The sequence below is a fragment of the Mesorhizobium sp. 10J20-29 genome (assembly GCF_054130485.1).
The window spans coordinates 877322-902300 of the sequence record NZ_CP199156.1 but is presented as its reverse complement, the minus strand read 5'-3'; the positions used below and the strand labels follow the sequence as shown (position 1 = coordinate 902300).

Here is a 24979-nt window from a genome sequence, read left to right as displayed (position 1 = left end):
AACCCCGGGCCGACCCATCACTTCCGGCAGCAATCGTTAACGTCTTCTTGGGCGTGACGTGGTTTGCTCCCTGGCGGCAACACGGGGCCAACGATGCACGGTGCGGACTTCATTCTTGCGATAAATCTTGTCGTGGCGGGGCTGATCGCGGTCTCCTTTATGGCAGTCGCGGTGCATGACCGGCCGCGCGCGGCGGCCCGCTGGATCGCGCTCGCCTATTTCGTCGGGATGGCAAACCCGCTGCTCGAGTTCGCCATCGCCAGCTTCGGCAATCATGCCTGGATGATCGTGTTGTCGTTTGCCGTCATTCTCGCCGCCATGGCGATCCTCAATGTCGGCATCGCGCGCAAATACGAGGTTGCTGTTCCCTGGCTGTCGATGGGACTGCTCTTCGCCGGCTCCGTAGCGGCCTGCTACCTAATCCTCGACATGCCGCGGCAATCGTTCACCCGCATGATGATCTACCAGGGCCCCTATTTCGCGATGCAGGCGATCGGCATCGGCATTATCGGTCAGACGAAGTCGCGCCGGTTGGTCGACAACGTGCTGATGGCGATCCTGTCCGGGAGCGCGCTGCAGTTCCTGAGCAAACCGTTCTTCTCGCAAATCACCGGTGGAACAGGCGCAAGCCCGAAAGACTACCTCAACACCGGCTACGCGATGGTGTCGCAGTCGCTGGGGACCGTGTTTGCGATCGCCGTGGCGCTCGGGCTGCTGGTCGTTCTGGTGCGCGACGCGTTGTCGGACGCGACGGAGCGGTCACACACGGACATGCTCTCAGGCCTCTTGAACCGCGGCGGCTTCGAGGCGCGGGCCGCTCATGCCATTCAGGAGGCGGAACGCGTGGGTCTGCCGGTTTCGCTTGTGATTTCCGACCTCGACCACTTCAAATCGGTCAACGATACCTACGGCCATGCCTGCGGCGACCGGGTGATCGTCGAGTTCGCGACCTTCCTGCGCTCGTCCGTCGCAGCGCATCATCTGGCAGGCCGTATCGGCGGCGAGGAGTTCGCGGTGCTGCTGCCGGCGACCAACCTCGTTGCGGCTCGGCTGTTCGCCGAGGGTGCGCGCAGCACATTCGCCACAACTGCAATCGAAGGACTGCCCGAGAAGAAGCGCGTAACGGCAAGCTTCGGCGTCGCCGAATCGACGCCGGGAGAAACCATCACCGACCTGCTCAGACGCGCCGACAAGGCGCTCTACCTCGCCAAGGAAAGCGGACGGGACTGCGTCAAGATCGCGCCACGACCTGACCACCGCAGCAAGGTCGACGGGCCGGGCGCTGCGGTCAGCGTCTGAGCCGCACTACTTGCGGGCTGTGGCAATCGGGGTCGTCACCAGCTTGTACTGCGACAGTTCGGCCGGCGAGAAATAGTAAAGAGCGCGCGGCGGCGTATCGAGCGCATGCAGCCAGAGCGCCGGATCGACATCCATGCTCGCAAGGTGACGCGAGATCCTGGCCGTTGTCGCCTGGGCGTCGGCCATGACCTGCGCCGGGTCGGAGGTGGCCTGCGTGGCGGCATAGAACTGGTGAACGCCCACCGCAGCCTTGGCCCCGGCGGTCCGCGTCAACCCGCCAGCAAACAGCAAGGGGCAGGACGACGCGCAGAGCGCGCCTTCGGCAATCTCGGTCGAGATGCCCCGGTCACGCACGAAAGTGGCCATGGCCATGGCATCGTCGAGGGCGCCGCCTGGAGAGTTAAGCGATATGGTTTTGACATACTCGCCGCGGGCTTCCAGCTCAGCTGCAAAGCGGGCGGCGGTGCCGGGCTCGATGCTTCCTTCCGCCATGAGGACGCCGCCGGGGGCGAGAACGAAGCTCATCGGGCGGGCAAGCAGGGCCTCGTCCGCCGTTACATGACGGCGCGGGTCGCCTGACGGCATCGGCGTGCCGGTATCGACGGCGGGCGGCAGGATCGGGGCGGAGACATGGGTGGGCAGCGGCTCTGCCTGCCACCAGCCATTGTTTTCGGCGAGATCGCGCAGGTCGAGCGTCAGGACGCCGATCGTGCCGATCAGCAGGCCGCGAAAGGCCCACCGGACGACCTCTCCGTCGTCGAAGCGGGAGAAGTAGCGCATGAGCGCGCTGCGCCGCCGCGGTTCCCCGGTTCCGGCCAAGAGACCAGGACCAGTCTCGGAGTGGGAGCGGCTCATGGCTCGATCCGCTTCCTGTCACCGAGCGCGAGCGTCGTGACGTTCTGGGCGGAGGGCTGGCGCTCGTCAGGGGGGGCACCGGTATCGCCTCCGGGGGAGACGGCTGGTGGCTCCGCTGCAGGGGTAGGCGCGGCGGGTGCTGCCACCTGCTGACGCTTGGCGAGCAGGGCCTCGTGCAGTTCCAACGAGCGCAACATGTCGCCGGCAGTGATGCGGTCTGCACCTTCGAGGAGTTCCTCACCGCGGCGCATGGCGCCATGCACGACGGCCATGATGCCGACGAGGACGGCCGGGAGGAGGTCGATGGAGATCGCGCCGGCCCAGCTCGGAATGAAGTCGGAGGCATAGCGCAGCACCGCTTCGGCCGCCGTCAGCGGCACGTAGCGGCGATCGGGCACCTTCGGCTGCGCGAGAATTTCGCCGGCGGCTTCCGAGAGCGCCTTCGACTGCGCCTCGACGGAGGTGCGGATGGTCGCCATGACCTGGTCCTGCCGCCCGGCCAGGTCGACGGTGCCGCCATCTGCCACCGGGGCGATGAATCCGAAGGAGAGGTCGGCCGCGGCGCGCATGACCGAAGGCGCGATCGAGGTCTGTTCAAGCGCCGCGATGACGCCGGCCAGCGCCACCGCCTCGGCCGCGAACTGGTCTGAGCGCTGGGCGATTGCGCCCGGCGCCGAGACCAGCGCCCGCATGGCCGCAAGCCGCGACTGGCCGTCGGCGAATCCGGTCTTGACGGTGTCGCGCGAGGCCTCGACGGTCGCCTCGAGCTCGTCCATCTGCGCCGACATCTGGGTCAGCAGTTGCACGACGCTGCCCGAACCGGAGGTGCCGGTGAGCGCGCCGGTCGCCTGCTCGTCGGCGGCAAGCCGGGCGAAGCGTTCCGAGGCGCGCTGGATATCAGGCAGCAGCGACAGGGCGCCGAGCGCGTTGCCGTGCGCCTGGTCAAGATCGGCGGTGTAGTCCTCGAGCGTGACGGCCAGATGCTGCTCGACTGCGGCGGAGCCCGCCAGGGCGGCCGCGTTCAGCCATGACGACATGGCGACGATCATCAGCGAGCCGAGCGCCATGATGCCGAGCAGCGCCAGCCGCGAGCCGGCGTCGCGCATCTCGGGCAGGAAGCGGATCAGGTAGGTCCAGAAGCCATAGATGGCGACCGAGACCGCGACCGAGTAGATGATGGCAGCGAAGAAAACGACGGTGGCGGAGCCGTCGAGCAGGCTGCGGACACCGAGATAGGTGTAGACACCGCTGGCAAGCGCCAGCGTGGCCAGCACGAAGCGGGTCATGGTCTCCAGCGAGACGATATGGCCCTTGAGCCGGCTGGCCTGAACGGCGTGACTCATCGATCACCTACCCTTGTGTCGCGCCCCCGCGCCGCAGTGGCAGCAGAAATTGACCAGATCAGGGCTGTCGGTCGCGACGCTTTAACGTGCCTGCCCGGGTCTGCTAGTGACAGCCGCCCGGCAGTTCCGGCAGTTCGCCGTCCTCAAGGCCGTACATGTAGCTGCGGCCCTTCAAGAGCACGGCAGGCTTCCAGCATGTCGGCACGATCGAACCGGTCTCTTCCTCGTCGAGGTAGACGACACCATCGTCGCCCGTCTGCTCATACGCGGCGAGGTCCTTGGCGAGGTGGCCGGCGCCGACGACGATCCGCTTGTAGCCGGAGCGGCTGTGCACGACGAGATTGCCGAAGCTGTCGGCATAAATACGGTCATAGTAGGAGCCGCTGGCGAAGGCGGGAGCCGCCATCGTGCCGATAGCCAGTGCCGCGGCCAGCGGCAGAAAGCTCAGTTTGCCCAGTTTGAAACGCATTGCGCGTCCTCCAGAGTTCGAGGCCAAAGCCTCCTCGTGCGAATCAAGGTAACGCTTTCTTAACCTTTGTTAAGAGGCAAAGGCGGTTTTGCGGGCGGGCAATCGGGCAACATGGTTAATATCAACATGGACGACCAGCGATGGCCCGCCTGCGACGGACGGTGATTCGCCCGTAAGACGGTTCCAAAAGACGTCGCTGGCGCTTCAATCGATTGAAGCAGGAGGCCCTGCCGGTACGGTGTGTGGCTTGATACCAAAGATGTGCGCCGCACCTGCTCACGAACTTTGACGCGGTGCAAAAAGAGCATTAGGAAAACGCCTGACCAATGTCGTTTCCGTGCCCGCCGAGTCCGGCGGGGGCCACCGGCCCGACCACCAGACTGGGGGAGCCATGAGCAAAGCCACAGCCACCCGCGCAAGACCGCTGTCGCCGCATCTGTCGGTGTACAGATGGCCGATCACCATGACGGTTTCGATCCTGCACCGCATGACGGGCGGCGCGCTCTATTTCGGCACGCTGCTGGTCGCCTGGTGGCTGATCGCCGCGGCGACCTCAGAGAACCAGTTCAACATCGCCAACGCGGTGTTCGGATCGTGGTTCGGCCGGCTGGTGCTGTTCGGCTACACCTGGGTGCTCATCCACCACATGCTGGGCGGCATCCGCCACCTGATCTGGGACACGGGCGAGGGGCTGGAGAAGCATACGGCTTCCAAGCTCGCCTGGGCCAATATCGCCGGTTCGATCATCCTGACGGTTCTCGTCTGGATCGCCTGCTACGCAGCGCGGGGGATGTGAGATGAGCGACATGCGCACGCCGCTCGCCCGCGTCCGCGGGCTGGGTTCGGCCCGCGAGGGCACCGGCCATTTCTGGGGCCAGAGGTTGACGGCAGTCGCCAATGTGGTGCTGATCCTGTTCTTCCTCGGCTTCCTGATCTCGCTCAACGGCGCCGACTACGCCACGGTCAGGGCGGCCCTTGCCAATCCCTTCGTGGCGCTCATGTTCCTGCTGATGCTGGCGTCGGGCCTCTTTCACATGCGGCTCGGGATGCAGGTCATCATCGAGGACTATGTGCATGGCGAGGGCAGCAAGCTGGCCCTGATCATGCTGAACACGTTTTTCACGATCGCAGTCGGCGTGGCCTCGGCCTATGCCCTGATCAAACTGGCATTCGGAGGCTGAGGCGTGGCTGAAGCAGCAAGGCCCGACGGCAAGGCCTATACATTTGTCGATCACAAGTTCGATGTCGTGGTGGTGGGCGCCGGCGGGGCCGGACTGCGCGCGACGCTCGGCATGGCCGAGCAGGGGCTGAAGACCGCCTGCATCACGAAGGTGTTCCCGACGCGCTCGCACACGGTTGCTGCACAGGGCGGTATCGCCGCCTCGCTGCAGAACATGGGGCCCGATTCATGGCAGTGGCACATGTACGACACCGTCAAGGGGTCGGACTGGCTGGGCGACATGGATGCTCAGGAGTACATGGTGCGCGAGGCGCCCGCCGCGGTCTACGAGCTGGAGCATTACGGCGTGCCTTTCAGCCGCACCGAGGAAGGCAAGATCTACCAGCGGCCGTTCGGCGGCCACATGATGAATTACGGCGACGGCCCGCCCGTGCAGCGCACCTGCGCGGCGGCCGACCGCACCGGCCACGCCATCCTGCACACGCTCTACGGCCAGTCGCTGAAGCACAATGCACAGTTCTTCATCGAGTATTTCGCGCTCGACCTGATCATGGAAGCCGATGGCCGCTGCACCGGCGTGGTTGCCTGGAACCTCGATGACGGCACCATCCACCGCTTCTCGGCCAAGATGGTGGTGCTGGCGACAGGCGGCTACGGCCGCGCCTTTTTCTCAGCCACCAGCGCGCATACCTGCACGGGCGACGGCAACGGCATGATCGCCAGGGCCGGGCTGCCGCTGCAGGACATGGAGTTCGTGCAGTTCCACCCGACCGGCATCTACGGCGCCGGCTGCCTGATCACCGAGGGGGCACGCGGCGAGGGCGGCTATCTTGTCAATTCAGAGGGCGAGCGCTTCATGGAACGCTATGCCCCGTCGGCGAAGGACCTTGCCTCGCGCGACGTCGTCTCGCGCTGCATGACGATGGAAATCCGCGAGGGGCGCGGCGTCGGCAAGAACAAGGACCACATCTTCCTGCACCTCGACCATCTCGACCCGGCGGTGCTGCACGAGCGGCTTCCGGGCATCTCGGAATCGGCGAAGATCTTCGCCGGCGTCGACCTGACCAAGGAACCGATCCCGGTGCTGCCGACCGTGCACTACAACATGGGCGGCATCCCGACGAACTACTGGGGCGAGGTGCTCAACCCGACGGCGGAGAACCCGGACGCTGTGGCGCCCGGGCTGATGGCCGTCGGTGAGGCGGGTTGCGCATCGGTGCACGGCGCCAACCGGCTGGGCTCCAACTCGCTGATCGACCTCGTGGTGTTCGGCCGCGCCGCGGCCATTCGCGCCGGCAAGGTGGTCGACCGCGACGCGCCGGTGCCGCCGGTGAACGAGGCGGCCGTCGCGAAGATCATGGACCGCTTCGACCGGCTGCGTCATGCCAATGGCAGCGCGCCGACCGCGGTGCTGCGCGAGAAGATGCAGAAGGCCATGCAGGAAGACGCCGCCGTGTTCCGCACCCAGGCGTCGCTCGAAAGCGGCTGCCAGCGCGTTTCGGCGATCTGGGGCGAACTCAAGGACATCAAGGTCACCGACCGCTCGATGATCTGGAACTCTGACCTGGTCGAGACGCTGGAGCTCGAGAACCTGATGGCCAACGCCATCACCACGGTCTATGGCGCGGAAGCCCGCAAGGAGAGCCGCGGCGCGCATGCGCGCGAGGACTTCGCCGACCGCGACGACGCCAACTGGCGCAAGCATACGCTGTCATGGGTAAGCGACACCGGCGAGGTCCGCCTCGACTACCGGCCGGTGCACGCCGACCCTCTGACCAGCGAGGCCGAGGGCGGTATCAGCCGCGCCAAGATCGCGCCCAAGGCGCGGGTGTATTGAGAAGGACGATCTCGAATGGTTGAACTCACCCTTCCCAAGAACTCGCAGATCAAGGCCGGCAAGACCTGGCCGAAGCCTGAGGGCGCCACCAACCTGCGCGAGTACAAGATCTATCGCTGGTCGCCTGACGATGACGAGAACCCGCGGCAGGACACCTATTTCGTCGACATGGACGATTGCGGGCCGATGGTTCTCGATGCGCTGCTGTGGATCAAGAACAAGATCGACCCAACGCTGACGCTGCGCCGCTCCTGCCGCGAGGGCATCTGTGGTTCCTGCGCCATGAACATCGACGGTTCCAACACGCTTGCCTGCACCAAGGGCATGGACGAGATCGGCGCGGTGGTGAAGGTCTATCCGTTGCCGCACATGCCGGTGGTCAAGGATTTGGTGCCGGACCTGAGCGTGCCCTATGCGCAGCTGACCTCGGTCGAGCCATGGCTGAAGACGGTCTCGCCGGAGCCGGCCAAGGAGTGGAAGCAGAGCCACGAGGACCGGCAGAAGCTCGACGGTCTCTACGAATGCATCCTGTGCTTCTGCTGCCAGACGTCGTGCCCCAGCTACTGGTGGAACGGCGAGCGCTATCTCGGTCCGGCCGTGCTGCTGCAGGCCTATCGCTGGCTGATCGACAGCCGCGACGAGGCGAAGGGCGACCGGCTCGACAATCTCGAGGATCCGTTCCGCCTCTACCGCTGCCACACGATCATGAACTGCGCTCAGACCTGCCCGAAGGGACTCAACCCCGCCAAGGCGATCGCCGAGATCAAGAAGATGATGGTCGAGCGTCGGGTCTAGGGACGGCGCCAATGGATAGCGACCTCCCGAACCTTAACCCCGCCGAGGCGCGGGTGCTCGGCTGCCTGGCCGAGAAGAGGGAGCTGACGCCCGACGTCTATCCGATGACGCTCAACGGGCTGCAGTCAGCCGTCAACCAGAAGACGGCGCGCGACCCGGTGATGGATCTCGATCAGGGCGAAGTGCTTCGCGCGCTGAAGCTGCTGCAGGACAAGGGCCTGGTGCGGCAGGTCTACGGCTCCCGCGTCGAGCGCTACGAACATTTGCTGGCACAGTCGTTCTCGCTGACGCAGCCGCAGATCGCGCTGGTTGGCCTGTTGCTGCTGCGCGGGCCGCAGACGGCGCATGAACTGCTGGCACGCTCCGAAAGGCTGGCGCGGTTCGGCTCGATGGAGAGCCTGGACACGGAACTCGACCTGCTGATCGGCAGGCGGCCGCCGCTGGTCAAGCTGCTTGAACGCGCGCCGGGACAGCGCGAAGAGCGTTACGCACACCTGCTCAGCGGCGACGTGCAAACGCCGGTCGCAGTGCGCGCCGCGCCCGAGAGGGCTGTGCCGCCCGGTTTCGAGAGCCGATTGCAGGCGCTCGAGGAACAGGTCGCGGTGCTACAGGCGAGACTCGACGCGCTCGGCCGCGGCGAAGGCTGACGCGACGGGCCGGGCCCTCAGAGAATCTCGAAAACGAAAGCCTTCACCAGCACCTCGGGTTCGGCGACGGAGAAGGCGCGGAAGAGCTGGCTCTCTTCGAGGGGCTTCCAGCGTTCGGCCTTTTCAAGCCATTCGAAGACATCCCGGAAGCCACCCTGTTCAAGAACGGTGTCGCGCACGGTGAAGATTGCATGGCCACCTGGTTTGGTGACGCGGGCGAGTTCGTCGAGACCCGACGCGGGCGCGTGTCCCTCGGTGAAGATGCCGGTGGCGAGGAAAGCGGTGAAGTGGCCGTCGGACCAGGGCAGGGTCTCGCCGAGCGTGGCCTGCTTCAGCTCCACATAGGCGTTGCGCTGCCTCGCGATGGCAAGCATTTCCTCCGAAAAGTCGAGGCCTTCGAGCGTCTCGTAGCCGAGCGCGCGAAGATAGGGCCCGGTGAGGCCGGTGCCGCAACCGGCGTCGAGCAGGGCAGCCTTGCCCTTGGGCACGTAGCGAGAAACCCAGGCGGTGATCATGAAAGGAAGGCAGTAGCCTAGCGCGGCCGTCTCGCGGTCATACTCGCTCGACCAGCGGGCGTAGGCCTCCGCAAGCTCTTCGGCGGAACTGGCGCCATAGACCTGCTCGAGTGGGCTCTGTTCGGATTCTTGGGTCATGGATGCGTTCCCTTTCGCAGCCGGTTCTCCAGCGCGCGCAGCGCCAGCGACAGGCCCACTGTCAGGATCAGGTAGATGTAGGCGACGATCGAATAAGTCTCGAAGAAGCGAAACGATCCCGCCGCGTAGATCTTTCCCATCTGCGTAATGTCGGCGACGCCGAGCACGGAGACAAGTGAAGAATCCTTCACCATCGCGACGAAGTCATTGCCGAGCGGTGGCAGGATGGTGCGGATGGCCTGTGGCATGACGACGTGGCGAAAGCGGCGGTAGCGCGACAGGCCGAGTGCCATGGCCGCCTCGATCTGCCCCCGGTCGACGGCCTGGATGCCGGCCCGGAAAACCTCCGAGATGAAGGCCGAGTAGCCGATGGTCAGCGCGATGATCGCCCGCCACAGCAGGGACACGTCGCGCACCTGCAGCGCGTCGATCAGGCCTGCCTCCTGCAAGGGCGCCGCCAGCGCGTTCCATCCGGCGACGAAGGCCGGAACGCCGGCAAAGGCGATCCAGAAGAGCAGGACGAGCACCGGGACGCCGCGGATGATCTCGACGTAGAAGCGCGCGACCTGTCGCAGAACTGCCGAGCCGGACAGGGCCATCAGTGCGATGCCAAGGCCAAGCGCGGAAGCGAGCGTGAAGGCGACTACCGTGACGAAGATGGTAATCAGCACGCCGCGGGACACGACGGTGAAGACCTGGGAGTAGAGATCACTGGCGGCTATGGCGAGTGCCGCGGCAAGTGCCAGGGCGACCGCGGCGGCAAGCCACCAGGGAAACTCGGATTGCGACGGGGGCGAGGTCGTCAGCAAGGAACTAGGCCCGACCGCAGCACGATCCCGTCCCCGCTCGCCAGAGCGCTCACTCGCCGAACTTGTAGTCCAGGAACCACTTCTTGTTGAGCGCCTCGATGGTGCCGTCGGCCTTCATCGCGGCGATGGCGGCGTTGACCGGCGCGACAAGGTCGGAGCCCTTCTTGAAGATGAAGCCGAAGTCCTCGCTGCCCAGCGGCCCGCCGACCAGTTTCAGTTCGCCATTGGCAGCGTCGACATAGCCCTTTCCGGCGGTGCCGTCGGTCAGCACCATGTCGACATCGCCGGCCCTGAGCGCCTGTACGGTGGCGCCGAAGGTCTCGAACAGCTTGATGCGCGGATTGGCCTCGTCGCCGTCGAGAACGCTGTAGACGGCAGTGTAGAAGGGCGTCGTGCCGGCCTGAGCGCCGACCAGCCCGTCCGTGAAGGCGGCAAAGCTCTCGGCGTCGCTGAAACGGTCCTCGTCGCCGCGCACCAGCATGAACTGCTCGGAGCGCATATAGGGGTCGGAGAAGTCGACCTTCTCCTTGCGGTCGTCCTTGATGGTGATGCCGGTCATGCCGATGTCGTACTGCCCATCGGTGACGGCCTGGATCATCGCGTCCCAGGAGGTGTTCTGGTAGGTGACCTTGAACTTCAGCCGCTTGGCGATCTCGTTCATCGCATCATATTCCCAGCCGACCTGCTCGCCCGATATCGGGTTGATGAACTGCAGGGGCGGATAGGCGTTTTCAGTGACCACCACGACGGTCCTGCCGCCGAGATCGGGAAGCGCCTGGGCCGTGGCGGCAACGGGCAGAAGCAGGGCCGCGAAAAGGCCGGCTAGCATCATTCTGAACCTGGTCATGATCAAACTCCTCAATGCAAATTCGCGTCGTTCTGGCGGCTTAGCGACGGGACTGTAGCCGTCTTAAGGCCGCATGCAAGCACCCGATCTTCAGCCGCGCCTGGTCGCGCCGATCGAGAAGGAAAGCGGAACCCTCGGTTGGCCTTCGGGCAGCGCGAACTGATCTTCGCCGGCTTCAACCAGGAAGGAAAAGGCCTGCCAGACGACGATGTCGTGCTCGTTGAGAAAGTCGATCGTCAGGCCGGCCCCGATCAGCGCGTTGACGACATCCGACAGCGGGTGGATCCACTCGTAGTGGCGCACCTGCGTCAGCGGCCTTGCGTCGCCGGTGTATGTCTGAGGGTCGTCCCAGACGAGCGGCCGATCCGGCGGCGTGCGCCAGTCAAGCTCGACGGTCAGCGGGTTGCGGTCGGGGTACATCTGGTTCATCGCCGGATGGCCCTCGAGCAGATAGAGCCTGCCACCCGGCCTCAGGACGGCCGCCACGGCGCGCGCCCAGCGGCCGATGTCGTCGAGCCAGTTGATCGCGCCCCAGGTGACGAAGGCCATGTCGTAGGTTTCGCCGAGCGCCTCGGGCGCGTCATAGACTGATGCCTCGACGAAGCGGGCTTCGGTGCCCGCTCTTTCGGCGAAGTCGCGCGCTGCCGCGATGGCCTTCGGCGAAAAATCGAGGCCGGTGACGCTCTTCGCGCCAAGATGCTTCAGGCTGATCGTGTCGAGCCCGATGTGGCATTGAAGGTGGACGATGTCCTTGCCTGCGATATCGCCGATTTCGCCGGCCTCCAGCGCATGCAGGCTGGAACCGCCGTCGAGCACGGTGGCGATGCGATAGGTGCCCGTCGTATCGGTGGAGTGAATCTCGGCGCGATTATCCCAGTTCAGGCGATTGGCTTCTGCGAATTCGTCCATCTTCTGCTCCAGACGTGAAAAAGGCGGCCGAAGCCGCCTTTTTCGAAGTCTCTGTCTCGGCTTATTCGGCCGGAGTCTCTGCGGCCTCGGCAGCCTTTGCAGCTTCTGCTGCGGCCTTGGCCTCTGCAGCGTCCTGCGCTGCCTTCTCGGCTGCAAGCGCCTCGGCAGCTGCAATCTTCTCGTTCTCGATGCGGGCCTTCTCGGCGACCAGAGCCTCGCGCTCGGCGTCGTTCAGCTTTCGGGCGCGTACGCCGGTGTTCTCGGAGATGCGTGCCGACTTGCCGCGACGGCCGCGCAGGTAATAGAGCTTGGCGCGACGGACCTTGCCGCGGCGGACGATCTCGACGCCCTCGACCATCGGAGAGTAGACAGGGAACACGCGCTCCACGCCTTCGCCGTAGGAAATCTTGCGGACGGTGAAATTCTCCTGGAAGCCGGCGCCGGAGCGGGCGATGACGACGCCCTCATAGGCCTGGACGCGGGTACGCGTGCCTTCGGTGACGCGCACCTGGACGCGGACGGTGTCGCCCGGCTGGAATTCGGGGAGCGTACGCTTGGCTTCGATCTTGGCGGCCTGTTCGGCCTCGAGCTGACGGATGATGTCCATCGAAAATACCTCTTCTTGCTTCTCGACAGCCAGAGCGCCCGGCGCTCGCCTCGCAGTTCACTGACCGCTTGGCTATGCTTCTTCCTCACCGGAGGATCCGAAGGAGCAGGGGCGAATTCACTATTCTTATTGACGGGCCCGGGAGATTGTTCTTCCGGATCGGGCGGGCGATACACCAAAAGCGTGGCCTTGTCACGCCTTTGCAGCAGCAATTTTTTAGTCGGGCGCCGCGCGCCACGGTCGAAATGCGACCATCGACGATGCCTGCCTTGTACATGCGCGAGCGGCCCCGTAAAGGGTCGCCTCGGAAATTCGACCAATGCAGGCAGATTCGTGACGCTTTCCCTCATGCTCATCCTATTTCTCGCCGGGCTGGCCTCGGGCATCGTCAACGCGATTGCCGGCGGGGGCACCTTCGTCACGTTCGGCGCGCTGTCGCTGGCCGGCATTCCGCCGATCGGCGCCAACGCGACGTCGTCGATTGCCCAGTTCCCCGGCTATATCACCTCGACGATCGCCTACTGGAGCGACATCAAGGCGATGTGGCGCGAGGCCATCCTGCTGGCCCTGATCTCGGCCATCGGCGCGCTGGGTGGATCGCTGCTGCTGCTGTCGCTCGATAACCCTTCCTTCAAGGCGATGGTGCCATGGCTGCTGCTCGGCGCCACGGCGCTTTTCGCCGCCGGTCCCTGGCTGAAACCGGCGCCCAGGACCGGCGCCGCCTCCAGCGGCTCAAGCATTCCGGGCATCGTGGTGCAGTTCGTCACGTCGATCTATGGCGGCTTCTTCGGCGCCGGCATGGGGGTGATGATGCTGGCGACCCTCGGCCTGACGCAGAGCGGCGACTACCACCGCCTCAACGCGCTGAAAAACCTTCTGTCGATCGTCATAGCGGCAGTGGCTATCGTGGTTTTCGTGTCGGGCGGCGTGATCGCCTGGCCGGAAGTCTTCGTGATGATCCCCGGCGTGGCGGTCGGCGGCTGGTCCGGCGTGTGGCTCGCCAAGCGCGTACCGCAATCCGCCGTGCGCGCCTTCGTGGTCGCGGTTGGCCTGTTGCTCGCCTTCTATTATTTCACGCAGGCTTGAGACGCTCTGCCAGGAGGTCGGGCCGCCGCTCGGCGGTGAGCCTTTCGGACTGCTCGCGCCGCCATTTCGCGATCCTGGCATGGTTGCCGGAGGTCAGCACTTCGGGAATCGTGAGCCCCTCCCATTCCTGCGGCCGCGTGTAATGCGGATGCTCGAGCAGCCCGTTCTCGAAGCTTTCCTCGTCGCCTGACGTCTCGTTGCCCATGACGCCGGGTAACAGCCGCACGATGGCATCGAACAGTACAAGGGCTGCCGGCTCGCCGCCGGACAGGATGAAGTCTCCGATCGAAACTTCCTCGAGCTGCCGCGCGTCGATCAGGCGCTGGTCGACGCCTTCGAAGCGGCCGCACAGAATGACGGCGCCGGGGCCAGCGGCCAGTTCGCGCACGCGCGCCTGTGTCAGCGACTTTCCGCGCGGCGACATCAGGAGCTTGGGCCGCGGGTCGGAGGCCGGCGCGACCTGATCGAGGGCGCGGCCAAGCACGTCGGCGCGCATCACCATGCCGGCGCCGCCGCCGGCAGGCGTATCGTCGACGGTGCGGTGGCGGTCGGTGGCGAAATCGCGGATCTGGACGGTTTGGAGCGACCAGGTTCCGGCCTCCAGCGCGCGGCCGGCGAGCGAGATGCCGAGCGCACCGGGAAACATTTCCGGGTAGAGCGTCAGGACGGTCGCGCGGAAACTCACCGCCGCCCTCCGGGCCCCTTCGGAGCGGGCTGGCGCATTTTCTGGTCGTCCGCCTCGGCACCGTCGTCCTCGGGATCGTCAAGCAGGCCGGCGGCGCGGCTGTCGATGCCAACCTTGCGCGCGGCGAGGTCGATCTGCGGCACTGCCGCCTGGGTGAAGGGAATGAGCACGCCCCTGCGGCCGTCAAGCGTCAGTTCGAGGATGTCGCCGCCGCCGAAATTGTGCACCGCCGTGACCTTGCCGATTGCGGCGCCGGTCTCGTCGTGAACGGCCAGGCCGATCAGGTCGGCGTGGTAGAACTCGCCCTCCTCGACGTCATCCGGCAGCACCGAGCGGTCGACGAAGAGCTCGGTGCCGGCGAGCGCCTCGGCCTGCGTGCGGTCAGCAACTCCCTTGAAGCGGACGACGACAACTTCCTTGGCAGGCCGGATGGCGGCGACCTCGAAGGCGCGTCCCTTGCTGTCGAAGAGCGGCCCGTAGTCGCCGAGCGCCATCGGGTCGCCGGTGAACGTCTTGACGCGCAATTCGCCCTTGATGCCGTGGGCGGCGCCGATGACGGCCATCTGGACAGGATTGCTGAGCTTGGACATGAATGGGTGGGCCTTCGCTTCACCGGTTGCTAACTTCGATCGGGCAACACTGCTCTATTCAATAGGGCGCCGGCTGCCAATGCAGGAATTCCTCATCTCCGCCAAGTCCGACCTGCAGTCGGCGCGCCAGGCGTGGCTGACGATGCTGGCCCGCGAGCGGCGCCTGTCGCCCGAAACCGTCGAGGCCTACGAGCGCGACAGCCGGCAGTTCCTGCAGTTCCTGACCGGACATATCGGCGAACCGCCGGGGCTTGCAGACATCGCCTCGCTGCGGCCTGCCGATCTGCGCGGCTTCCTGTCCCAGCGGCGCTCCGGCGGGGTCGGAGCGCGTACGCTCGGCCGCGGCCTCGCAGGGGTGCGCTCGCTTCTGCGATTCCTCGAACGCCGCGGGCTCGTCAACGCCGCAGGCGCCGCTGCGCTGCGCGCGCCGCGCCAACCCAAGTCGCTGCCCAAGCCGCTGACCGCCAAGGACGCGCGCCGCGTCGTCTCGGCGGGCGAACAGCTTGCCGAGGAGCCGTGGATCGCGGCCCGAAACGCGGCAGTGCTGACGCTGCTCTACGGTTCCGGGCTTCGCATCTCGGAAGCGCTTGCCATCACAGGCGGCGAACTCACAGGTTCGGGCGATGCCGTGCTGCGTGTCACCGGCAAGGGTGGCAAGACCAGACTGGCGCCGGTGCTTCCCGTCGGGCTCGCGGCGGTCGCCGAATACCGCCGGCTCTGCCCGTTTCACCTCGACCCGAAGGGGCTGCTGTTTCGCGGCGCACGCGGCGGGCCGCTCAACCCGGCGATTATCCAGCGCGAAATGAAGAAGATGCGCTCCGCGCTGAACCTGCCCGATACGGCGACGCCGCATGCGCTCCGGCATTCTTTCGCCACGCACCTGCTGGGGCGCGGCGGCGACCTGCGCATGATCCAGGAACTGCTTGGCCACGCCAGCCTGTCGACGACGCAGGTCTATACCGGGGTCGACACGGCGCGCCTGCTCGATATCTACGATTCAGCGCATCCGCGTGCCTGAGGATGCCAATGAATTTCGGCGTTCGGTTAACGGATTCTGGACGGATTTTGGCTAGAATCACGGTATGAACCGAAGCCGCGCCATTGCCATTGCAGACCGGGCAGCCACGCTGTCGCTCAGGCTCATCCTGGCGCTCAACCTGCTGTTCCTGATCAGCTTCCTGCTGCTGATCGCCTTTGCGGCCGGCAGTGCCCGGGCGGAGGCGCCGGCCTGCAAAGGAAGGGACATGCTCGCGGCGCTCGGAAAGAGCGATCCAGCACTGCTCGCCAAGATCGGCCGCGAGGCTGCGGCAACGCCGAATGGCGAAGGCCTGCTGTGGACGCTGGAGAAGCCGGGCGCGAAAGCCTCCTACCTGTTCGGCACGATGCACATGACCGACCCGCGCGTGACCGACCTGACGCCTGCCGCACGGGACGCGTTCGAGGGAGCGGATACCGTAGTCATCGAGACCACCGAGATACTCGACCAGGCGAAGATGATGGCGACCATCGCCGCGCAGCCGGAACTGACGATGTTCACCGACGGCACCACGCTGACGTCGCTGCTGTCGCCAGACGACGCATCGATGGTGACCAGGGAACTCGGCGAGCGCGGCATTCCCATAGCCGCGGTCGCGCGGATGAAGCCCTGGATGCTTTCGGCGATCATTGCGCTGCCGGCCTGCGAGCTGGCGCGCAAGGCGCAGGGTGCGCCGGTGCTCGATGTCCGGCTTGCGGAGGACGCTCTGGCGGCCGACAAGTCGCTCGAGGGCCTCGAAACGGTCGCCGACCAGTTGCAGGCCATGGCGTCGCTGCCGATGGAATTTCACATGAAGGGGCTGGTGGAGACGCTGAAGCTCGGCGACCGCATAGACGACGTGATCGAGACGATGATCGTGCTCTACGAGCACGAGGACACCGGCATGTTCTGGCCGCTGTTTCGCGCCGTGCTTCCGGCCGGCGACGACGACAGCGCCGGCTACGCGGCCTTTGAAGAAGCGATGATCAGCAGCCGGAACCGGACGATGGCGGCAAATGCCGTTCCGATCCTGAACCGCGGCAACGCCTTCATTGCCGTCGGAGCGCTGCACCTGCCCGGTGAAAAGGGGTTGATCGAGCTCTTCCGCCGGGACGGCTACACAGTCACTGCCGTCAACTGAGCCGCGGCTCATCACGCAAAGCGTGTTTTTGACCGGTCCCGACCCTCTGCTATCCTAAGGTCATCGAACACGAGCAAAGGGTGTCAGGATGACCAGACTTCTCGTCGTAGCGGCCAGCCTTGGCCTGATGATTTCCAGCGCCGGCGCGTGCGGCCTCAAGCATTCCGCCGAAGCGAAGGTCGACCAGACGGTCGTCGCAAGCGTCGTGTCGGATGAGGAGCAGGCAGCCATGTCGATGCCTGAGATGGGGGCTCCCGACGCGGCGAGTCCGTCGGTTCCGGTGGCCGAAACCGCCAAATAGCGCGCAGGCCGACCGCATCTGCCAGAGGCGGTGCGGCATGGAAGACTACGAATCTGACCGGTGACCGTCGCGGGCCAGCGTTGGCCCGTACCGTGCGGTTGCCGGTTTCCTTCAGACATTGCGGCCGCCTGAGTGAAAGCGAGAGCTCCGCGCATTCCGAGAGCAGCTTGCCGTCGCGTCTGGAAACGGCTTCACTCACAAAATGACAGACAAGGCGTACACGGAGCTCGTCAACCGCTTCCGGCCGAGGCTGGAGGCAGAGCTGGCGGAGATCGACAATCTCAGCACGGAAAATGCCGCCTGGAGCGCGCCGGTCGAGCTTGATCAACAAAGTGTCGGGCGTGTTTCCCGCATCGACGCGATGCAGGCGCAGGCCATGGCGCAGGCCGTCGAGCGGCGGCGCGGCATCCGGCGGGTGGCCCTCCAGCAGGCCATGAAACGCATTGCCGAGGGTGAGTTCGGCTATTGCATCGACTGTGGCGAGCCTATTGCGCCGGGTCGGCTGGACGTCGATCCGGCCTTTGCCACCTGCGTTCGCTGCGCCAACGCAAAACCCTAGCAGTGCCGGTCCCGCGAACCGTTTCGCGGGAGGCCGGTGTTACTCCATGCCGAGAGCGGCCTTGTAGAGATCGAGGATCGCCTCGGCTTCCTGGCGCTCGGCCTGGTCCTGCTTGCGCAGGCGGATGATCGCGCGCACCGCCTTTGTGTCGAAGCCGGTGCCCTTCATCTCGGCAAAGACTTCCTTGATGTCGTCGGCGATGGTCTTCTTTTCTTCTTCAAGGCGCTCGATGCGCTCGATGAAGGCGCGCAGCTGGCCGGCGGCAACGGTCTGACTGGTTTCGGTGATGTCGTCGGCCATGTCGGTCTCCGCTGTTCATGGTCATCAGGGCCGCGACTCGGAGGTGCGGCGAACGTCGCGGTTCGATGCCCGAACGGGGCTGGACGGTCAAGGTGGAAGTTGGATCAGGGCGACCGCGAGCTTCGCTAGTGGTCCTTTGGCCGGTTCACCTCGAAGGCCGCCTTCTTGTCCGCCGGCGCCTCGAGCTGGTATTTCGCCTGCCACTCGGCATAGGGCATGCCGTAGACGATCTCGCGCGACTCTTCCTTCGATATGTCTAAACCGTCGGCTTCGGCCGCGTCGCGGTACCAGTTCGAAAGACAATTCCTGCAGAAGCCGGCAAGGTTCATCAGGTCGATGTTCTGGACATCGGTGCGCTGGCGCAGATGGTCGACCAGCCGCCGGAACGCGGCGGCCTCGAGGTCACGCTTCTGTTCTTCGCTCAACTGGACCATGGGAAACTCCTTCAAAGCGGGCCGGTACGGGAACCGTATTGCCTGACAACATGTATATCGGGTCGCCGGTTGATTGCGTCAACGATGGGAGCAAGGCGGGCGGCCCAATCGTCGGCGCCGGCGTCGTCGGCGATGAGATCCTGACGGATCTCCAGCAACGCGTGGGCGAAACCGTTGACGATGGCATGGCTGTACATGGTATCGCCGCGCAGCGCGCCGTCATAGGGCTCGTTGTCGCCGACCACGATCTGCGGGTCCTCGGCCAGCATCTCGATGAGCGGCCGCGCCACGCGGTCGTCGAGGTCCCACAGCACCCCGGCGTGCCATGGGCGGGCCCGTCCCTGCATGACGGGCGTGAAGGAATGCACCGAGAAGATGAAGGGAGCGGCGCCGGAGGCCTCAGCGACCGACGCGACCATGGCGCCCACGGCGTCGTGATAGGGGCGGTAGAAGCGGTCGAGCCGGCGCTCGCGCTCCTGCGGTGCCATCGGGTAGTTTCCCGGCACCACCGTGCCGTCATAGAGCTGGCGGATCAGTGTCGGGTCGTCCTCGCCGCGGTTGGGGTCGATGAGCAGGCGCGAGAAGCCGGCAATGACTGCCGGCGCGCCGGTCAGTTCGGCCAGCCGCCGCGTCACCGCCTCGACGCCGATGTCATAGGCGATGTGGCGCTGGAATTCGGCGGGCGGCAGGCCAAGGTCGCCATACTCCTCGGGCAAGGCTCGCCTGGCATGATCGGCGAGAAGCACGATGCCGAGGGAGCGGTCTCCCTCGATCACCTCGAAGGGGGCGAATACTGCCGTACGCGTCATACCTGCCTGCCTGTCCTGCCAGAGCAACGGCAGCATGCCGTCGTTTGACCAATCTTATCAACGAAATCTGGATAGGGTGACGAGGTGCGTCATGCAACCGCAACTAAATCGATTGGAAGTGGCCGGCGCAGCGCGTTGACATGCGCTCCGACTTTTCCGAAAAGGGTCCTCGAAAATGCTGTTTGAACGCACGAGGGGTTGGACGATGAATTTCGCCGGGGGACAGCGCATGCGCCTCTGGCCGTCCCTACCTCTGGCTGTGCTTGCCGCCGGGTTCGTTCTTTTCGGGGCAAGCGGGGCGCGGGCGGACTTCCGGGTCTGCAACGCGACGCAAAGTCTCGTCGGCGTCGGCATCGGTTACCGCGCCAAGGCCGGCTGGGTGACGGAAGGCTGGTGGCATATCGAAGGTTCGACCTGCAAGACGCTGATCGAGGGTCCGTTGTCATCGAGGTTTTACTATCTCTATGCAGAAGATGCCGAGCGCGGCGGGCGCTGGGACGGTCCGATCAACATGTGCGTGGCCGAGAAAGAGTTCAAGATTTCCGGCGTCAACGACTGCTTCGCGCGTGGGTTTCAGCGCGCCGGCTTCCAGGAATACGACACGGGCGAACAGGCAAGCTGGATGGTTCAGCTGACTGACGAGTCCGCAACGACGGATGGCGCTGCCACCGTCACGGGACAGAATCCTCAATGAGACGTAGCCGCAAGGTAAAGATACTCGCAACGATCGGACCAGCCTCCTCCTCCGAGGAAATGCTGCAGAAGCTGTTTGAGGCGGGCGCGGATGTCTTCCGCATCAACATGAGCCATACCGACCACGACCTGATGCGCACGCTGGTCGCCCGCATCCGCGCGGTCGAGCAGATCGTCAAGCGACCGATCGGCATCCTGGCGGACCTGCAGGGACCGAAGCTCAGGGTTGGAAAGTTCGCCAATGGCAAGGAAGAGCTGACGGTCGGCCAGACCTTCACGCTGGACGATGACCCGGCGCCTGGCGACAACTCGCGCGTGCACCTGCCGCACAAGGAAATCCTGACCTCGGTTGAAGCCGGCCACCGCCTGCTGATCGACGACGGCAAGCTTGAGCTGAGGGCGGTGAGCAGCGACGGCAAGAAGATCGTCACGACGGTCATCGCCGGAACCAACATCTCGAACAAGAAGGGCGTCAGCCTGCCCGACACGGACCTGCCGGTCGGCGCGCTGACCGAGAAGGACCGCAAGGATCTCGATGCGGTGCTCGACACCGGCGTCGACTGGGTCGCGCTGTCCTTCATCCAGCGCCCGGAAGACCTCGCCGAGGCGCGCAAGATCGCGCGCGGCCGGGCGCTGATCATGTCGAAGATCGAGAAGCCGCAGGCGGTGACCCGGCTGGCGGAGATCATCGAGCTGTCGGACGCGCTGATGGTCGCGCGCGGCGACCTCGGCGTCGAAATGCCGCTCGAGGCCGTGCCGGGCATCCAGAAGCAGATCACGCGGGCCGCGCGGCGCGCCGGCAAGCCGGTGATCATCGCCACGCAGATGCTGGAATCGATGATCTCTGCTCCAGTGCCGACGCGCGCCGAAGTCTCGGATGTGGCGACCGCCGTGTTCGAGGGTGCCGACGCCATCATGCTGTCTGCCGAATCGGCAGCCGGTGCCTATCCCGTCGAGGCGGTGGCAACGATGAGCCGCATCGCCGAGAAGGTCGAGCAGGACCCGACCTATCCGGGCATCATCAATGCGCAGCGCTCGACGCCGGAAGCGACCGGCGCGGACGCCATATCGCTGGCGGCGCGCGAGATTGCCGTGACGCTGAAGCTGGTGGCGATCGTCAGTTACACCGCGTCCGGCACGACAGGCCTTCGCGCGGCGCGCGAACGGCCGGAAGTGCCGATCATCGCGCTGTCGCCGATCCTCGACACGGCACGACGCCTGTCGCTCGTCTGGGGCACGCATTGCGTGGTGTCACCCGACGCCATCGATCTCGACGACATGGTCGACCGTGCCTGCCGCATCACGCATGAGGAAGGGTTCGGCAAGCCGGGCGACCGCATCATCGTTACGGCCGGCGTGCCCCTCAGGACGCCGGGTTCGACCAACATGCTGCGCATCGCCTATATCGGCTCGGAAGGCCAGGGCAGCCGCTGGGCGGCGTCGGAACAGACGCCGCGCTGAACCCGCTAGCCGGTAACCCCGCCGGCGACAGGCGGCTTCTCGTCGAAGCAACGGCCGGCGCCTTGTGCGTCGTTCGCGATGCGCTGCTCGACGGCATTGGCAGCCTGCTGCAGGTCGACCGGCCGGCCTGACAGCTTCTCGATCGCCGCAACGACCAGATCGGGCGCGACCCAGTCGGGCTTGTGGCCGAGATTCTCGATCCAGACGAGTTCAGAGCCCGGAATGTCGCGCACCAGCCCGAGCGAATGGATCTCCTCGTAGACTACGGTGTCGGCATCTCCCGAGACCACAATCGTCGGCGCGGTGATAGAGCCGTAGCGCGGCTGATTCTCCAGTGCGAAGCGATAAAGCCCCTCGACGTCGACGGCGTTGGCCCGGAAGGCGGCCGGCCGCAGGATGAGGGGGATGCCGGTGCGGGTGGCATAGTCCTGCGGGACGGGGTTCGGCGCGAAGACGCACTCCGTCGCGCCGGCGAGGCGAAGCGTGCCCGCCGGGTTGGCGACCGTTTCGGAAAACAACCAGCCGAGAAGCGGCAGGGTGGTCAGCCGGTAATACCAGGAGGTTGCGCCGCCCGGCCACGGATGGGTGGCGGCGGAGAGGAAGACGAGCCCCTTCACCCTTTCCGGATGATCGAGCGAGAAGGCAGCCGCGACCGAGCCGCCGAAGGAATGGGCGACGACGATCGCTTCGTCGATGCCGAGCTGCTCCATCAGCGCGGCGAGCGTCGCAGCCTGGCCGGCTTGCGTCTCGTTGCTGTCGCCGCGCTCCGACCAGCCATGTCCCGGCCTGTCGACGAAGAGAAGTTCCGCGCGACCTTCGAGCAGCGGACGAAGCGGTAGCATCTGATCGAGCAGGTTGCCGCTCGCGCCGTGCAGGAAGACGACAGGCGGGAGATCCGGCGCGGCGGGACCGGGTACGTGGACGTAGTGGATGGCGGCGCCGCCAATGTCGGCGAAGCTGCCGACAGGCGGATTGCGCCGTTCGATCAGCCACGAGCCAGCCCGGGTCAACCCCACAAGAACGAGAATCAGGGCCAGAAAGAAGGCTATGAAGGCGTAGGCAAGGTTCATGCGGCGGAGGTTCGCCGCCCGCCCGACTTCGACCGACCCGTTGTCATGCCTGCATGCTGCATCAGATGCCTTCGCCGGACAGGTCTTCGGATAGCGTTGCCACCTCGGTCTGGGCGTTGCGCATCATCGGATAGAGTTCTAGCACCTGTTGCCAGGCCTGCAGGGCAAGCTGCTTGTTCCCCGTATTCTTCATGATCTGGCCCATGCCCGACAGCGCGCCGAAATGGCGAGGCTCAAGAACCAGCGTCTGGCTGATGTCGGCCATCGCCTTCCCGTAATTCTGCATCATGAAATGGACCGTCGCGCGGCGGTTCCAGCCTTCGGCGAATTCAGGCGACAGGGTGACGACCTGATCGAGGAAATCCAGCGCAACGTCGAATTTTCGCGAGTCCATGGCCGTCTTGGACCACATCATCATGAGATCGACGGAGGCACTGCCGGAGCGCGACCAGTTTTCCCAGATGCGGCCGGCAATGCGCTCGGCTGCCTTTTCGTTTCGCTCGCGCTTCAGTTCGGAAAACAGGGTGTCGAGCCGGTCCTCGGTTTGGGGTCCGGACGGTCTTGCGACCGCCATCGGTTCCGCGGCAACCACCGTCGACCCCGGCGCAGCGAGGATAAAGACCAGTCCCAGGACAAACGAATTCCGCATCCACGGGAATCTAATCCCGTGCCGCGGAAGGTCAAACTGAAATTTTCGTGTGGTCGAGCCTGATTGCCAGGCCCGGACGTCAGCCCTGGCGCGCCTTGTAGCGCGGTGCAGTCTTGTTGATGACGTACATGCGGCCCTTGCGACGAACCAGGCGGTTGTCGCGGTGGCGTGCCTTCAGGGACTTGAGCGAGTTCTTGATCTTCATGGGTCTGGCCTGTCGATGGGCCCTTAGCCGGGCCAAACTGAAAAACGCGCCCAAGAGCGCGCCGGAATTCGGTCTGGCTCATAAACGAGGAGCGTCGGGGCTGTCAACCGTCTCGGCGTATTCGACGGCTTCGGGTGAGGGTGACGGAGCGTTGAGCGCCGTTCAGGCGGTGCACGGCGAAAGCCTGGTGAAATGGCCCATCTTGCGGCCGGGGCGTGCTTCGCTCTTCCCGTAGAGGTGCAGCATAAGGCCGGGCTCGGCGAGTAGCGCGGGCGCGCGCAGGACATCGTCGCCGATCAGGTTTTCCATGACGCAGTCGGAATGGCGCGCGGTGTCGCCGAGCGGCAGGCCGGCAATCGCCCTGATATGCTGCTCGAACTGGGAGACGGTGCAGGCGGCCTCGGTCCAGTGGCCCGAATTATGGACGCGCGGCGCGATCTCGTTGACCAGCAGGCTGCCGTCGGCCAGCACGAAAAACTCGACGCCGACGACGCCGACATAGTCCAGTGCCTCGAGAATGGCGAAGGCGGACGTGCGCGCCGTCTCGGCAGTCGCCGGCGCGACACCGGAGGGTACGGTGGAGCTGTGGAGGATGCCGTCGCGGTGGACATTCAGGGCAGGGTCATAGGCAGCGAGTGAACCGTCCCGCCCGCGTGCCGCGATGATCGAGATCTCGCGTTCGAAGGGAACGAGCGACTCGAGGATCAGCGGCACTCCGCCCATCGCGGCGTAGACGCCATCGGCTCCGCCGGCGTCACGGAAGACGCGCTGGCCCTTGCCGTCATAGCCCATGCGGCGTGTCTTCAGGACGCCGCCACCAAGTGAGCGCAGCGCCGCAGCGAGGTCGGCGTCACTATCCACAGGAAGAAATTCGGCTGTGGACAGTCCCTGGGCGTTGAGGAAACGCTTCTCGACCACGCGGTCCTGGCTGACCTCGAGCGCTGCGGGCGGCGGACAGACGGGCACGGCGGAAGCAAGGCTGGTCGCGGCGGCGACGGGAACGTTCTCGAATTCGTAGGTGACGACCGCGCATTCGCGGACCAGTTCGGCCAGAGCCTCCGGATCATGATAGGCGGCGACGATCTGGCGGTTGGCGAGCTGGGCGGCCGGGCAGTCGGGCTGAGGCTCGAGAACCAGCGTGCGATAGCCGAGGCGCGCGGCAGCAGCCGCCAGCATCCGGCCAAGCTGACCGCCGCCGATGATCCCGATCGTCGCGCCTGCCGCGAGCGCGGTCATGGCGTGTCGGTTGGCTGCTCGGCGACCTTCGCGGTCTGTGCCGCGCGGTATGCATCGAGCCGACCGGCCAGGGCGTCGTCGCCGAGTGCCAGAACCGCGGTTGCGAGCAGTGCCGCATTGACCGCGCCTGCCTTGCCGATGGCCAGCGTTCCGACCGGGATGCCGGCCGGCATCTGGACAATGGAGAGCAGGGAATCCTGACCGGAAAGCGCCTTCGATTCCACCGGCACGCCAAAGACCGGCAAGGGCGTCAGCGCGGCGGTCATGCCTGGAAGGTGAGCAGCTCCGCCGGCACCTGCAATGATGACCTTGATGCCGGCAGCCTTGGCGCCGCGGGCGAATTCGTAAAGGCGTTCGGGCGTGCGGTGGGCGGAGACGATGCGCTTGTCGTAGGCGACGCCGAGCGCGTCGAGCGCCTCGGCAGCGTGCCGCATCGTTGCCCAGTCGGACTGGCTGCCCATGATGATGGCGACGTCAGCGCGTATTTTGCTCAAG

The 24979-nt window shown here is 65.6% G+C and carries 31 protein-coding genes; 13 read left to right on the top strand and 18 right to left on the bottom strand.

Annotation, left to right across the window (positions count from 1 at the left end; translation table 11 throughout):
• Nucleotides 1-93 precede the first annotated feature (93 nt).
• Nucleotides 94-1299, top strand: coding sequence for a diguanylate cyclase (locus ACT2BZ_RS04430; RefSeq protein WP_457939582.1), 1206 nt, complete (start codon nt 94-96; stop codon nt 1297-1299).
• 6 nt (nt 1300-1305) lie between these two features.
• Here the strand turns inward: ACT2BZ_RS04430 and ACT2BZ_RS04425 are convergent, their stop codons facing one another.
• The 3 genes from ACT2BZ_RS04425 to ACT2BZ_RS04415 all read right to left on the bottom strand — a co-directional run bounded on the left by ACT2BZ_RS04425 (nt 1306) and on the right by ACT2BZ_RS04415 (nt 3966).
• Entirely contained in the window at nt 1306-2079 is a 774-nt protein-coding gene (locus tag ACT2BZ_RS04425) for a hypothetical protein (RefSeq protein WP_457939581.1), read from the bottom strand.
• 71 nt (nt 2080-2150) lie between these two features.
• Nucleotides 2151-3497, bottom strand: coding sequence for a hypothetical protein (locus ACT2BZ_RS04420; protein WP_457939579.1), 1347 nt, complete (start codon nt 3495-3497; stop codon nt 2151-2153).
• 103 nt (nt 3498-3600) lie between these two features.
• Nucleotides 3601-3966: a hypothetical protein gene (locus tag ACT2BZ_RS04415; RefSeq protein ID WP_457939578.1), complete on the bottom strand. Its 366-nt coding sequence runs from the start codon at nt 3964-3966 to the stop codon at nt 3601-3603.
• Nucleotides 3967-4357: 391 nt separating this feature from the next.
• Between ACT2BZ_RS04415 and sdhC the strand changes: the two genes are divergently transcribed.
• Genes sdhC through ACT2BZ_RS04390 form a run of 5 tightly spaced genes read left to right on the top strand, consistent with a single transcriptional unit; the run spans nt 4358 to nt 8425 of the window.
• Nucleotides 4358-4762 carry a succinate dehydrogenase, cytochrome b556 subunit gene (gene sdhC, locus ACT2BZ_RS04410; protein WP_457939576.1) on the top strand — a complete coding sequence of 135 codons (405 nt, stop codon included), beginning with the start codon at nt 4358-4360 and terminating at the stop codon, nt 4760-4762.
• Between the two features lies 1 nt (nt 4763).
• On the top strand, nt 4764-5147 hold the full coding sequence (gene sdhD, locus ACT2BZ_RS04405; RefSeq protein WP_457939574.1) for a succinate dehydrogenase, hydrophobic membrane anchor protein: 384 nt from the start codon (nt 4764-4766) through the stop codon (nt 5145-5147).
• Nucleotides 5148-5150: 3 nt separating this feature from the next.
• Nucleotides 5151-6983 carry a succinate dehydrogenase flavoprotein subunit gene (gene sdhA / locus ACT2BZ_RS04400; RefSeq protein ID WP_457939572.1) on the top strand — a complete coding sequence of 611 codons (1833 nt, stop codon included), beginning with the start codon at nt 5151-5153 and terminating at the stop codon, nt 6981-6983.
• Nucleotides 6984-6998: 15 nt separating this feature from the next.
• On the top strand, nt 6999-7778 hold the full coding sequence (locus ACT2BZ_RS04395; RefSeq protein ID WP_457939570.1) for a succinate dehydrogenase iron-sulfur subunit: 780 nt from the start codon (nt 6999-7001) through the stop codon (nt 7776-7778).
• A gap of 11 nt (nt 7779-7789) precedes the next feature.
• Nucleotides 7790-8425 (top strand): YceH family protein, encoded by a 636-nt coding sequence (locus ACT2BZ_RS04390; RefSeq protein WP_457939568.1) that lies wholly within the window; start codon nt 7790-7792, stop codon nt 8423-8425.
• Nucleotides 8426-8442: 17 nt separating this feature from the next.
• Here ACT2BZ_RS04390 and ACT2BZ_RS04385 read toward each other — a convergent pair whose 3' ends face one another.
• The 5 genes from ACT2BZ_RS04385 to rplS all read right to left on the bottom strand — a co-directional run bounded on the left by ACT2BZ_RS04385 (nt 8443) and on the right by rplS (nt 12250).
• The gene (locus ACT2BZ_RS04385; RefSeq protein ID WP_457939567.1) at nt 8443-9078 is read right to left on the bottom strand and encodes a class I SAM-dependent DNA methyltransferase; all 636 of its coding nucleotides are present in this window, start codon (nt 9076-9078) and stop codon (nt 8443-8445) included.
• Nucleotides 9075-9884, bottom strand: coding sequence for an amino acid ABC transporter permease (locus tag ACT2BZ_RS04380; RefSeq protein WP_457941220.1), 810 nt, complete (start codon nt 9882-9884; stop codon nt 9075-9077). Before ACT2BZ_RS04380 ends, ACT2BZ_RS04385 begins: the two co-directional genes overlap by 4 nt.
• A gap of 52 nt (nt 9885-9936) precedes the next feature.
• Nucleotides 9937-10734 carry a transporter substrate-binding domain-containing protein gene (locus ACT2BZ_RS04375; RefSeq protein WP_457939565.1) on the bottom strand — a complete coding sequence of 266 codons (798 nt, stop codon included), beginning with the start codon at nt 10732-10734 and terminating at the stop codon, nt 9937-9939.
• Between the two features lie 90 nt (nt 10735-10824).
• Nucleotides 10825-11643, bottom strand: coding sequence for a class I SAM-dependent methyltransferase (locus tag ACT2BZ_RS04370; protein WP_457939563.1), 819 nt, complete (start codon nt 11641-11643; stop codon nt 10825-10827).
• Nucleotides 11644-11704: 61 nt separating this feature from the next.
• The gene (gene rplS, locus ACT2BZ_RS04365) at nt 11705-12250 is read right to left on the bottom strand and encodes a 50S ribosomal protein L19 (RefSeq protein ID WP_457939562.1); all 546 of its coding nucleotides are present in this window, start codon (nt 12248-12250) and stop codon (nt 11705-11707) included.
• Nucleotides 12251-12598: 348 nt separating this feature from the next.
• On the opposite strand from rplS, the gene ACT2BZ_RS04360 reads away from it, so the two are divergent.
• Nucleotides 12599-13336 carry a sulfite exporter TauE/SafE family protein gene (locus ACT2BZ_RS04360; protein ID WP_457941219.1) on the top strand — a complete coding sequence of 246 codons (738 nt, stop codon included), beginning with the start codon at nt 12599-12601 and terminating at the stop codon, nt 13334-13336.
• Here the strand turns inward: ACT2BZ_RS04360 and trmD are convergent.
• Both trmD and rimM read right to left on the bottom strand, forming a co-directional pair.
• The gene (trmD, locus tag ACT2BZ_RS04355; protein ID WP_457939561.1) at nt 13323-14021 is read right to left on the bottom strand and encodes a tRNA (guanosine(37)-N1)-methyltransferase TrmD; all 699 of its coding nucleotides are present in this window, start codon (nt 14019-14021) and stop codon (nt 13323-13325) included. The two genes, ACT2BZ_RS04360 and trmD, sit on opposite strands and share 14 nt — an antisense overlap.
• On the bottom strand, nt 14018-14611 hold the full coding sequence (gene rimM / locus ACT2BZ_RS04350) for a ribosome maturation factor RimM (RefSeq protein ID WP_457939559.1): 594 nt from the start codon (nt 14609-14611) through the stop codon (nt 14018-14020). The genes trmD and rimM overlap by 4 nt, the downstream gene beginning before the upstream one ends.
• A 79-nt stretch (nt 14612-14690) precedes the next feature.
• On the opposite strand from rimM, the gene ACT2BZ_RS04345 reads away from it, so the two are divergent.
• The 4 genes from ACT2BZ_RS04345 to ACT2BZ_RS04330 all read left to right on the top strand — a co-directional run bounded on the left by ACT2BZ_RS04345 (nt 14691) and on the right by ACT2BZ_RS04330 (nt 17627).
• On the top strand, nt 14691-15629 hold the full coding sequence (locus tag ACT2BZ_RS04345) for a tyrosine recombinase XerC (RefSeq protein WP_457939557.1): 939 nt from the start codon (nt 14691-14693) through the stop codon (nt 15627-15629).
• Nucleotides 15630-15693: 64 nt separating this feature from the next.
• Nucleotides 15694-16767 (top strand): TraB/GumN family protein, encoded by a 1074-nt coding sequence (locus ACT2BZ_RS04340; RefSeq protein ID WP_457939556.1) that lies wholly within the window; start codon nt 15694-15696, stop codon nt 16765-16767.
• Between the two features lie 88 nt (nt 16768-16855).
• On the top strand, nt 16856-17068 hold the full coding sequence (locus ACT2BZ_RS04335) for a hypothetical protein (protein WP_457939555.1): 213 nt from the start codon (nt 16856-16858) through the stop codon (nt 17066-17068).
• A 202-nt stretch (nt 17069-17270) separates the two neighbouring features.
• Nucleotides 17271-17627, top strand: coding sequence for a TraR/DksA family transcriptional regulator (locus tag ACT2BZ_RS04330; RefSeq protein ID WP_457939553.1), 357 nt, complete (start codon nt 17271-17273; stop codon nt 17625-17627).
• 39 nt (nt 17628-17666) lie between these two features.
• On the opposite strand, the gene ACT2BZ_RS04325 is transcribed toward ACT2BZ_RS04330, so the two are convergent.
• The 3 genes from ACT2BZ_RS04325 to ACT2BZ_RS04315 all read right to left on the bottom strand — a co-directional run bounded on the left by ACT2BZ_RS04325 (nt 17667) and on the right by ACT2BZ_RS04315 (nt 19170).
• On the bottom strand, nt 17667-17927 hold the full coding sequence (locus tag ACT2BZ_RS04325; RefSeq protein WP_457939551.1) for a DUF2312 domain-containing protein: 261 nt from the start codon (nt 17925-17927) through the stop codon (nt 17667-17669).
• A 125-nt stretch (nt 17928-18052) separates the two neighbouring features.
• Complete coding sequence (locus ACT2BZ_RS04320) at nt 18053-18361, bottom strand: DUF1244 domain-containing protein (RefSeq protein ID WP_457939550.1); 309 nt, start codon at nt 18359-18361, stop codon at nt 18053-18055.
• 11 nt (nt 18362-18372) lie between these two features.
• Nucleotides 18373-19170: an N-formylglutamate amidohydrolase gene (locus ACT2BZ_RS04315; protein WP_457939548.1), complete on the bottom strand. Its 798-nt coding sequence runs from the start codon at nt 19168-19170 to the stop codon at nt 18373-18375.
• A gap of 229 nt (nt 19171-19399) precedes the next feature.
• Between ACT2BZ_RS04315 and ACT2BZ_RS04310 the strand changes: the two genes are divergently transcribed.
• Nucleotides 19400-19864, top strand: coding sequence for a DUF1036 domain-containing protein (locus ACT2BZ_RS04310; protein ID WP_457941218.1), 465 nt, complete (start codon nt 19400-19402; stop codon nt 19862-19864).
• Nucleotides 19861-21324 carry a pyruvate kinase gene (gene pyk / locus ACT2BZ_RS04305; RefSeq protein WP_457939546.1) on the top strand — a complete coding sequence of 488 codons (1464 nt, stop codon included), beginning with the start codon at nt 19861-19863 and terminating at the stop codon, nt 21322-21324. The genes ACT2BZ_RS04310 and pyk overlap by 4 nt, the downstream gene beginning before the upstream one ends.
• Nucleotides 21325-21329: 5 nt before the next feature.
• Here the strand turns inward: pyk and ACT2BZ_RS04300 are convergent, their stop codons facing one another.
• From ACT2BZ_RS04300 to purE, 5 genes are all read right to left on the bottom strand, one after another.
• Nucleotides 21330-22394 (bottom strand): alpha/beta fold hydrolase, encoded by a 1065-nt coding sequence (locus ACT2BZ_RS04300; protein WP_457939544.1) that lies wholly within the window; start codon nt 22392-22394, stop codon nt 21330-21332.
• A gap of 61 nt (nt 22395-22455) precedes the next feature.
• Entirely contained in the window at nt 22456-23043 is a 588-nt protein-coding gene (locus ACT2BZ_RS04295) for a tetratricopeptide repeat protein (protein WP_457939542.1), read from the bottom strand.
• Between the two features lie 79 nt (nt 23044-23122).
• Nucleotides 23123-23248, bottom strand: a complete 126-nt coding sequence (gene ykgO, locus ACT2BZ_RS04290; protein WP_457939541.1) for a type B 50S ribosomal protein L36 — start codon at nt 23246-23248, stop codon at nt 23123-23125.
• A gap of 162 nt (nt 23249-23410) precedes the next feature.
• The gene (locus ACT2BZ_RS04285; RefSeq protein WP_457939539.1) at nt 23411-24484 is read right to left on the bottom strand and encodes a 5-(carboxyamino)imidazole ribonucleotide synthase; all 1074 of its coding nucleotides are present in this window, start codon (nt 24482-24484) and stop codon (nt 23411-23413) included.
• Nucleotides 24481-24978, bottom strand: a complete 498-nt coding sequence (purE, locus tag ACT2BZ_RS04280) for a 5-(carboxyamino)imidazole ribonucleotide mutase (protein WP_457939538.1) — start codon at nt 24976-24978, stop codon at nt 24481-24483. Before purE ends, ACT2BZ_RS04285 begins: the two co-directional genes overlap by 4 nt.
• Nucleotide 24979 lies beyond the last annotated feature (1 nt).

Excerpts from the sequence above, each read along its gene's own strand:
- ACT2BZ_RS04430 (WP_457939582.1), top strand. The coding sequence starts at position 94 with ATGCACGGTGCGGACTTCATTCTTGCGATAAATCTTGTCGTGGCGGGG.
- ACT2BZ_RS04425 (WP_457939581.1), bottom strand. The coding sequence starts at position 2,079 with ATGCGCTACTTCTCCCGCTTCGACGACGGAGAGGTCGTCCGGTGGGCC.
- ACT2BZ_RS04420 (WP_457939579.1), bottom strand. The coding sequence starts at position 3,497 with ATGAGTCACGCCGTTCAGGCCAGCCGGCTCAAGGGCCATATCGTCTCG.
- ACT2BZ_RS04415 (WP_457939578.1), bottom strand. The coding sequence starts at position 3,966 with ATGCGTTTCAAACTGGGCAAACTGAGCTTTCTGCCGCTGGCCGCGGCA.
- sdhC (WP_457939576.1), top strand. The coding sequence starts at position 4,358 with ATGAGCAAAGCCACAGCCACCCGCGCAAGACCGCTGTCGCCGCATCTG.
- sdhD (WP_457939574.1), top strand. The coding sequence starts at position 4,764 with ATGAGCGACATGCGCACGCCGCTCGCCCGCGTCCGCGGGCTGGGTTCG.
- ACT2BZ_RS04395 (WP_457939570.1), top strand. The coding sequence starts at position 6,999 with ATGGTTGAACTCACCCTTCCCAAGAACTCGCAGATCAAGGCCGGCAAG.
- ACT2BZ_RS04390 (WP_457939568.1), top strand. The coding sequence starts at position 7,790 with ATGGATAGCGACCTCCCGAACCTTAACCCCGCCGAGGCGCGGGTGCTC.
- ACT2BZ_RS04385 (WP_457939567.1), bottom strand. The coding sequence starts at position 9,078 with ATGACCCAAGAATCCGAACAGAGCCCACTCGAGCAGGTCTATGGCGCC.
- ACT2BZ_RS04375 (WP_457939565.1), bottom strand. The coding sequence starts at position 10,734 with ATGACCAGGTTCAGAATGATGCTAGCCGGCCTTTTCGCGGCCCTGCTT.
- ACT2BZ_RS04370 (WP_457939563.1), bottom strand. The coding sequence starts at position 11,643 with ATGGACGAATTCGCAGAAGCCAATCGCCTGAACTGGGATAATCGCGCC.
- rplS (WP_457939562.1), bottom strand. The coding sequence starts at position 12,250 with ATGGACATCATCCGTCAGCTCGAGGCCGAACAGGCCGCCAAGATCGAA.
- ACT2BZ_RS04360 (WP_457941219.1), top strand. The coding sequence starts at position 12,599 with ATGCTCATCCTATTTCTCGCCGGGCTGGCCTCGGGCATCGTCAACGCG.
- rimM (WP_457939559.1), bottom strand. The coding sequence starts at position 14,611 with ATGTCCAAGCTCAGCAATCCTGTCCAGATGGCCGTCATCGGCGCCGCC.
- ACT2BZ_RS04345 (WP_457939557.1), top strand. The coding sequence starts at position 14,691 with ATGCAGGAATTCCTCATCTCCGCCAAGTCCGACCTGCAGTCGGCGCGC.
- ACT2BZ_RS04340 (WP_457939556.1), top strand. The coding sequence starts at position 15,694 with ATGAACCGAAGCCGCGCCATTGCCATTGCAGACCGGGCAGCCACGCTG.
- ACT2BZ_RS04335 (WP_457939555.1), top strand. The coding sequence starts at position 16,856 with ATGACCAGACTTCTCGTCGTAGCGGCCAGCCTTGGCCTGATGATTTCC.
- ACT2BZ_RS04330 (WP_457939553.1), top strand. The coding sequence starts at position 17,271 with ATGACAGACAAGGCGTACACGGAGCTCGTCAACCGCTTCCGGCCGAGG.
- ACT2BZ_RS04325 (WP_457939551.1), bottom strand. The coding sequence starts at position 17,927 with ATGGCCGACGACATCACCGAAACCAGTCAGACCGTTGCCGCCGGCCAG.
- ACT2BZ_RS04320 (WP_457939550.1), bottom strand. The coding sequence starts at position 18,361 with ATGGTCCAGTTGAGCGAAGAACAGAAGCGTGACCTCGAGGCCGCCGCG.
- ACT2BZ_RS04315 (WP_457939548.1), bottom strand. The coding sequence starts at position 19,170 with ATGACGCGTACGGCAGTATTCGCCCCCTTCGAGGTGATCGAGGGAGAC.
- ACT2BZ_RS04310 (WP_457941218.1), top strand. The coding sequence starts at position 19,400 with ATGCGCCTCTGGCCGTCCCTACCTCTGGCTGTGCTTGCCGCCGGGTTC.
- pyk (WP_457939546.1), top strand. The coding sequence starts at position 19,861 with ATGAGACGTAGCCGCAAGGTAAAGATACTCGCAACGATCGGACCAGCC.
- ACT2BZ_RS04300 (WP_457939544.1), bottom strand. The coding sequence starts at position 22,394 with ATGAACCTTGCCTACGCCTTCATAGCCTTCTTTCTGGCCCTGATTCTC.
- ACT2BZ_RS04295 (WP_457939542.1), bottom strand. The coding sequence starts at position 23,043 with ATGCGGAATTCGTTTGTCCTGGGACTGGTCTTTATCCTCGCTGCGCCG.
- ykgO (WP_457939541.1), bottom strand. The coding sequence starts at position 23,248 with ATGAAGATCAAGAACTCGCTCAAGTCCCTGAAGGCACGCCACCGCGAC.
- ACT2BZ_RS04285 (WP_457939539.1), bottom strand. The coding sequence starts at position 24,484 with ATGACCGCGCTCGCGGCAGGCGCGACGATCGGGATCATCGGCGGCGGT.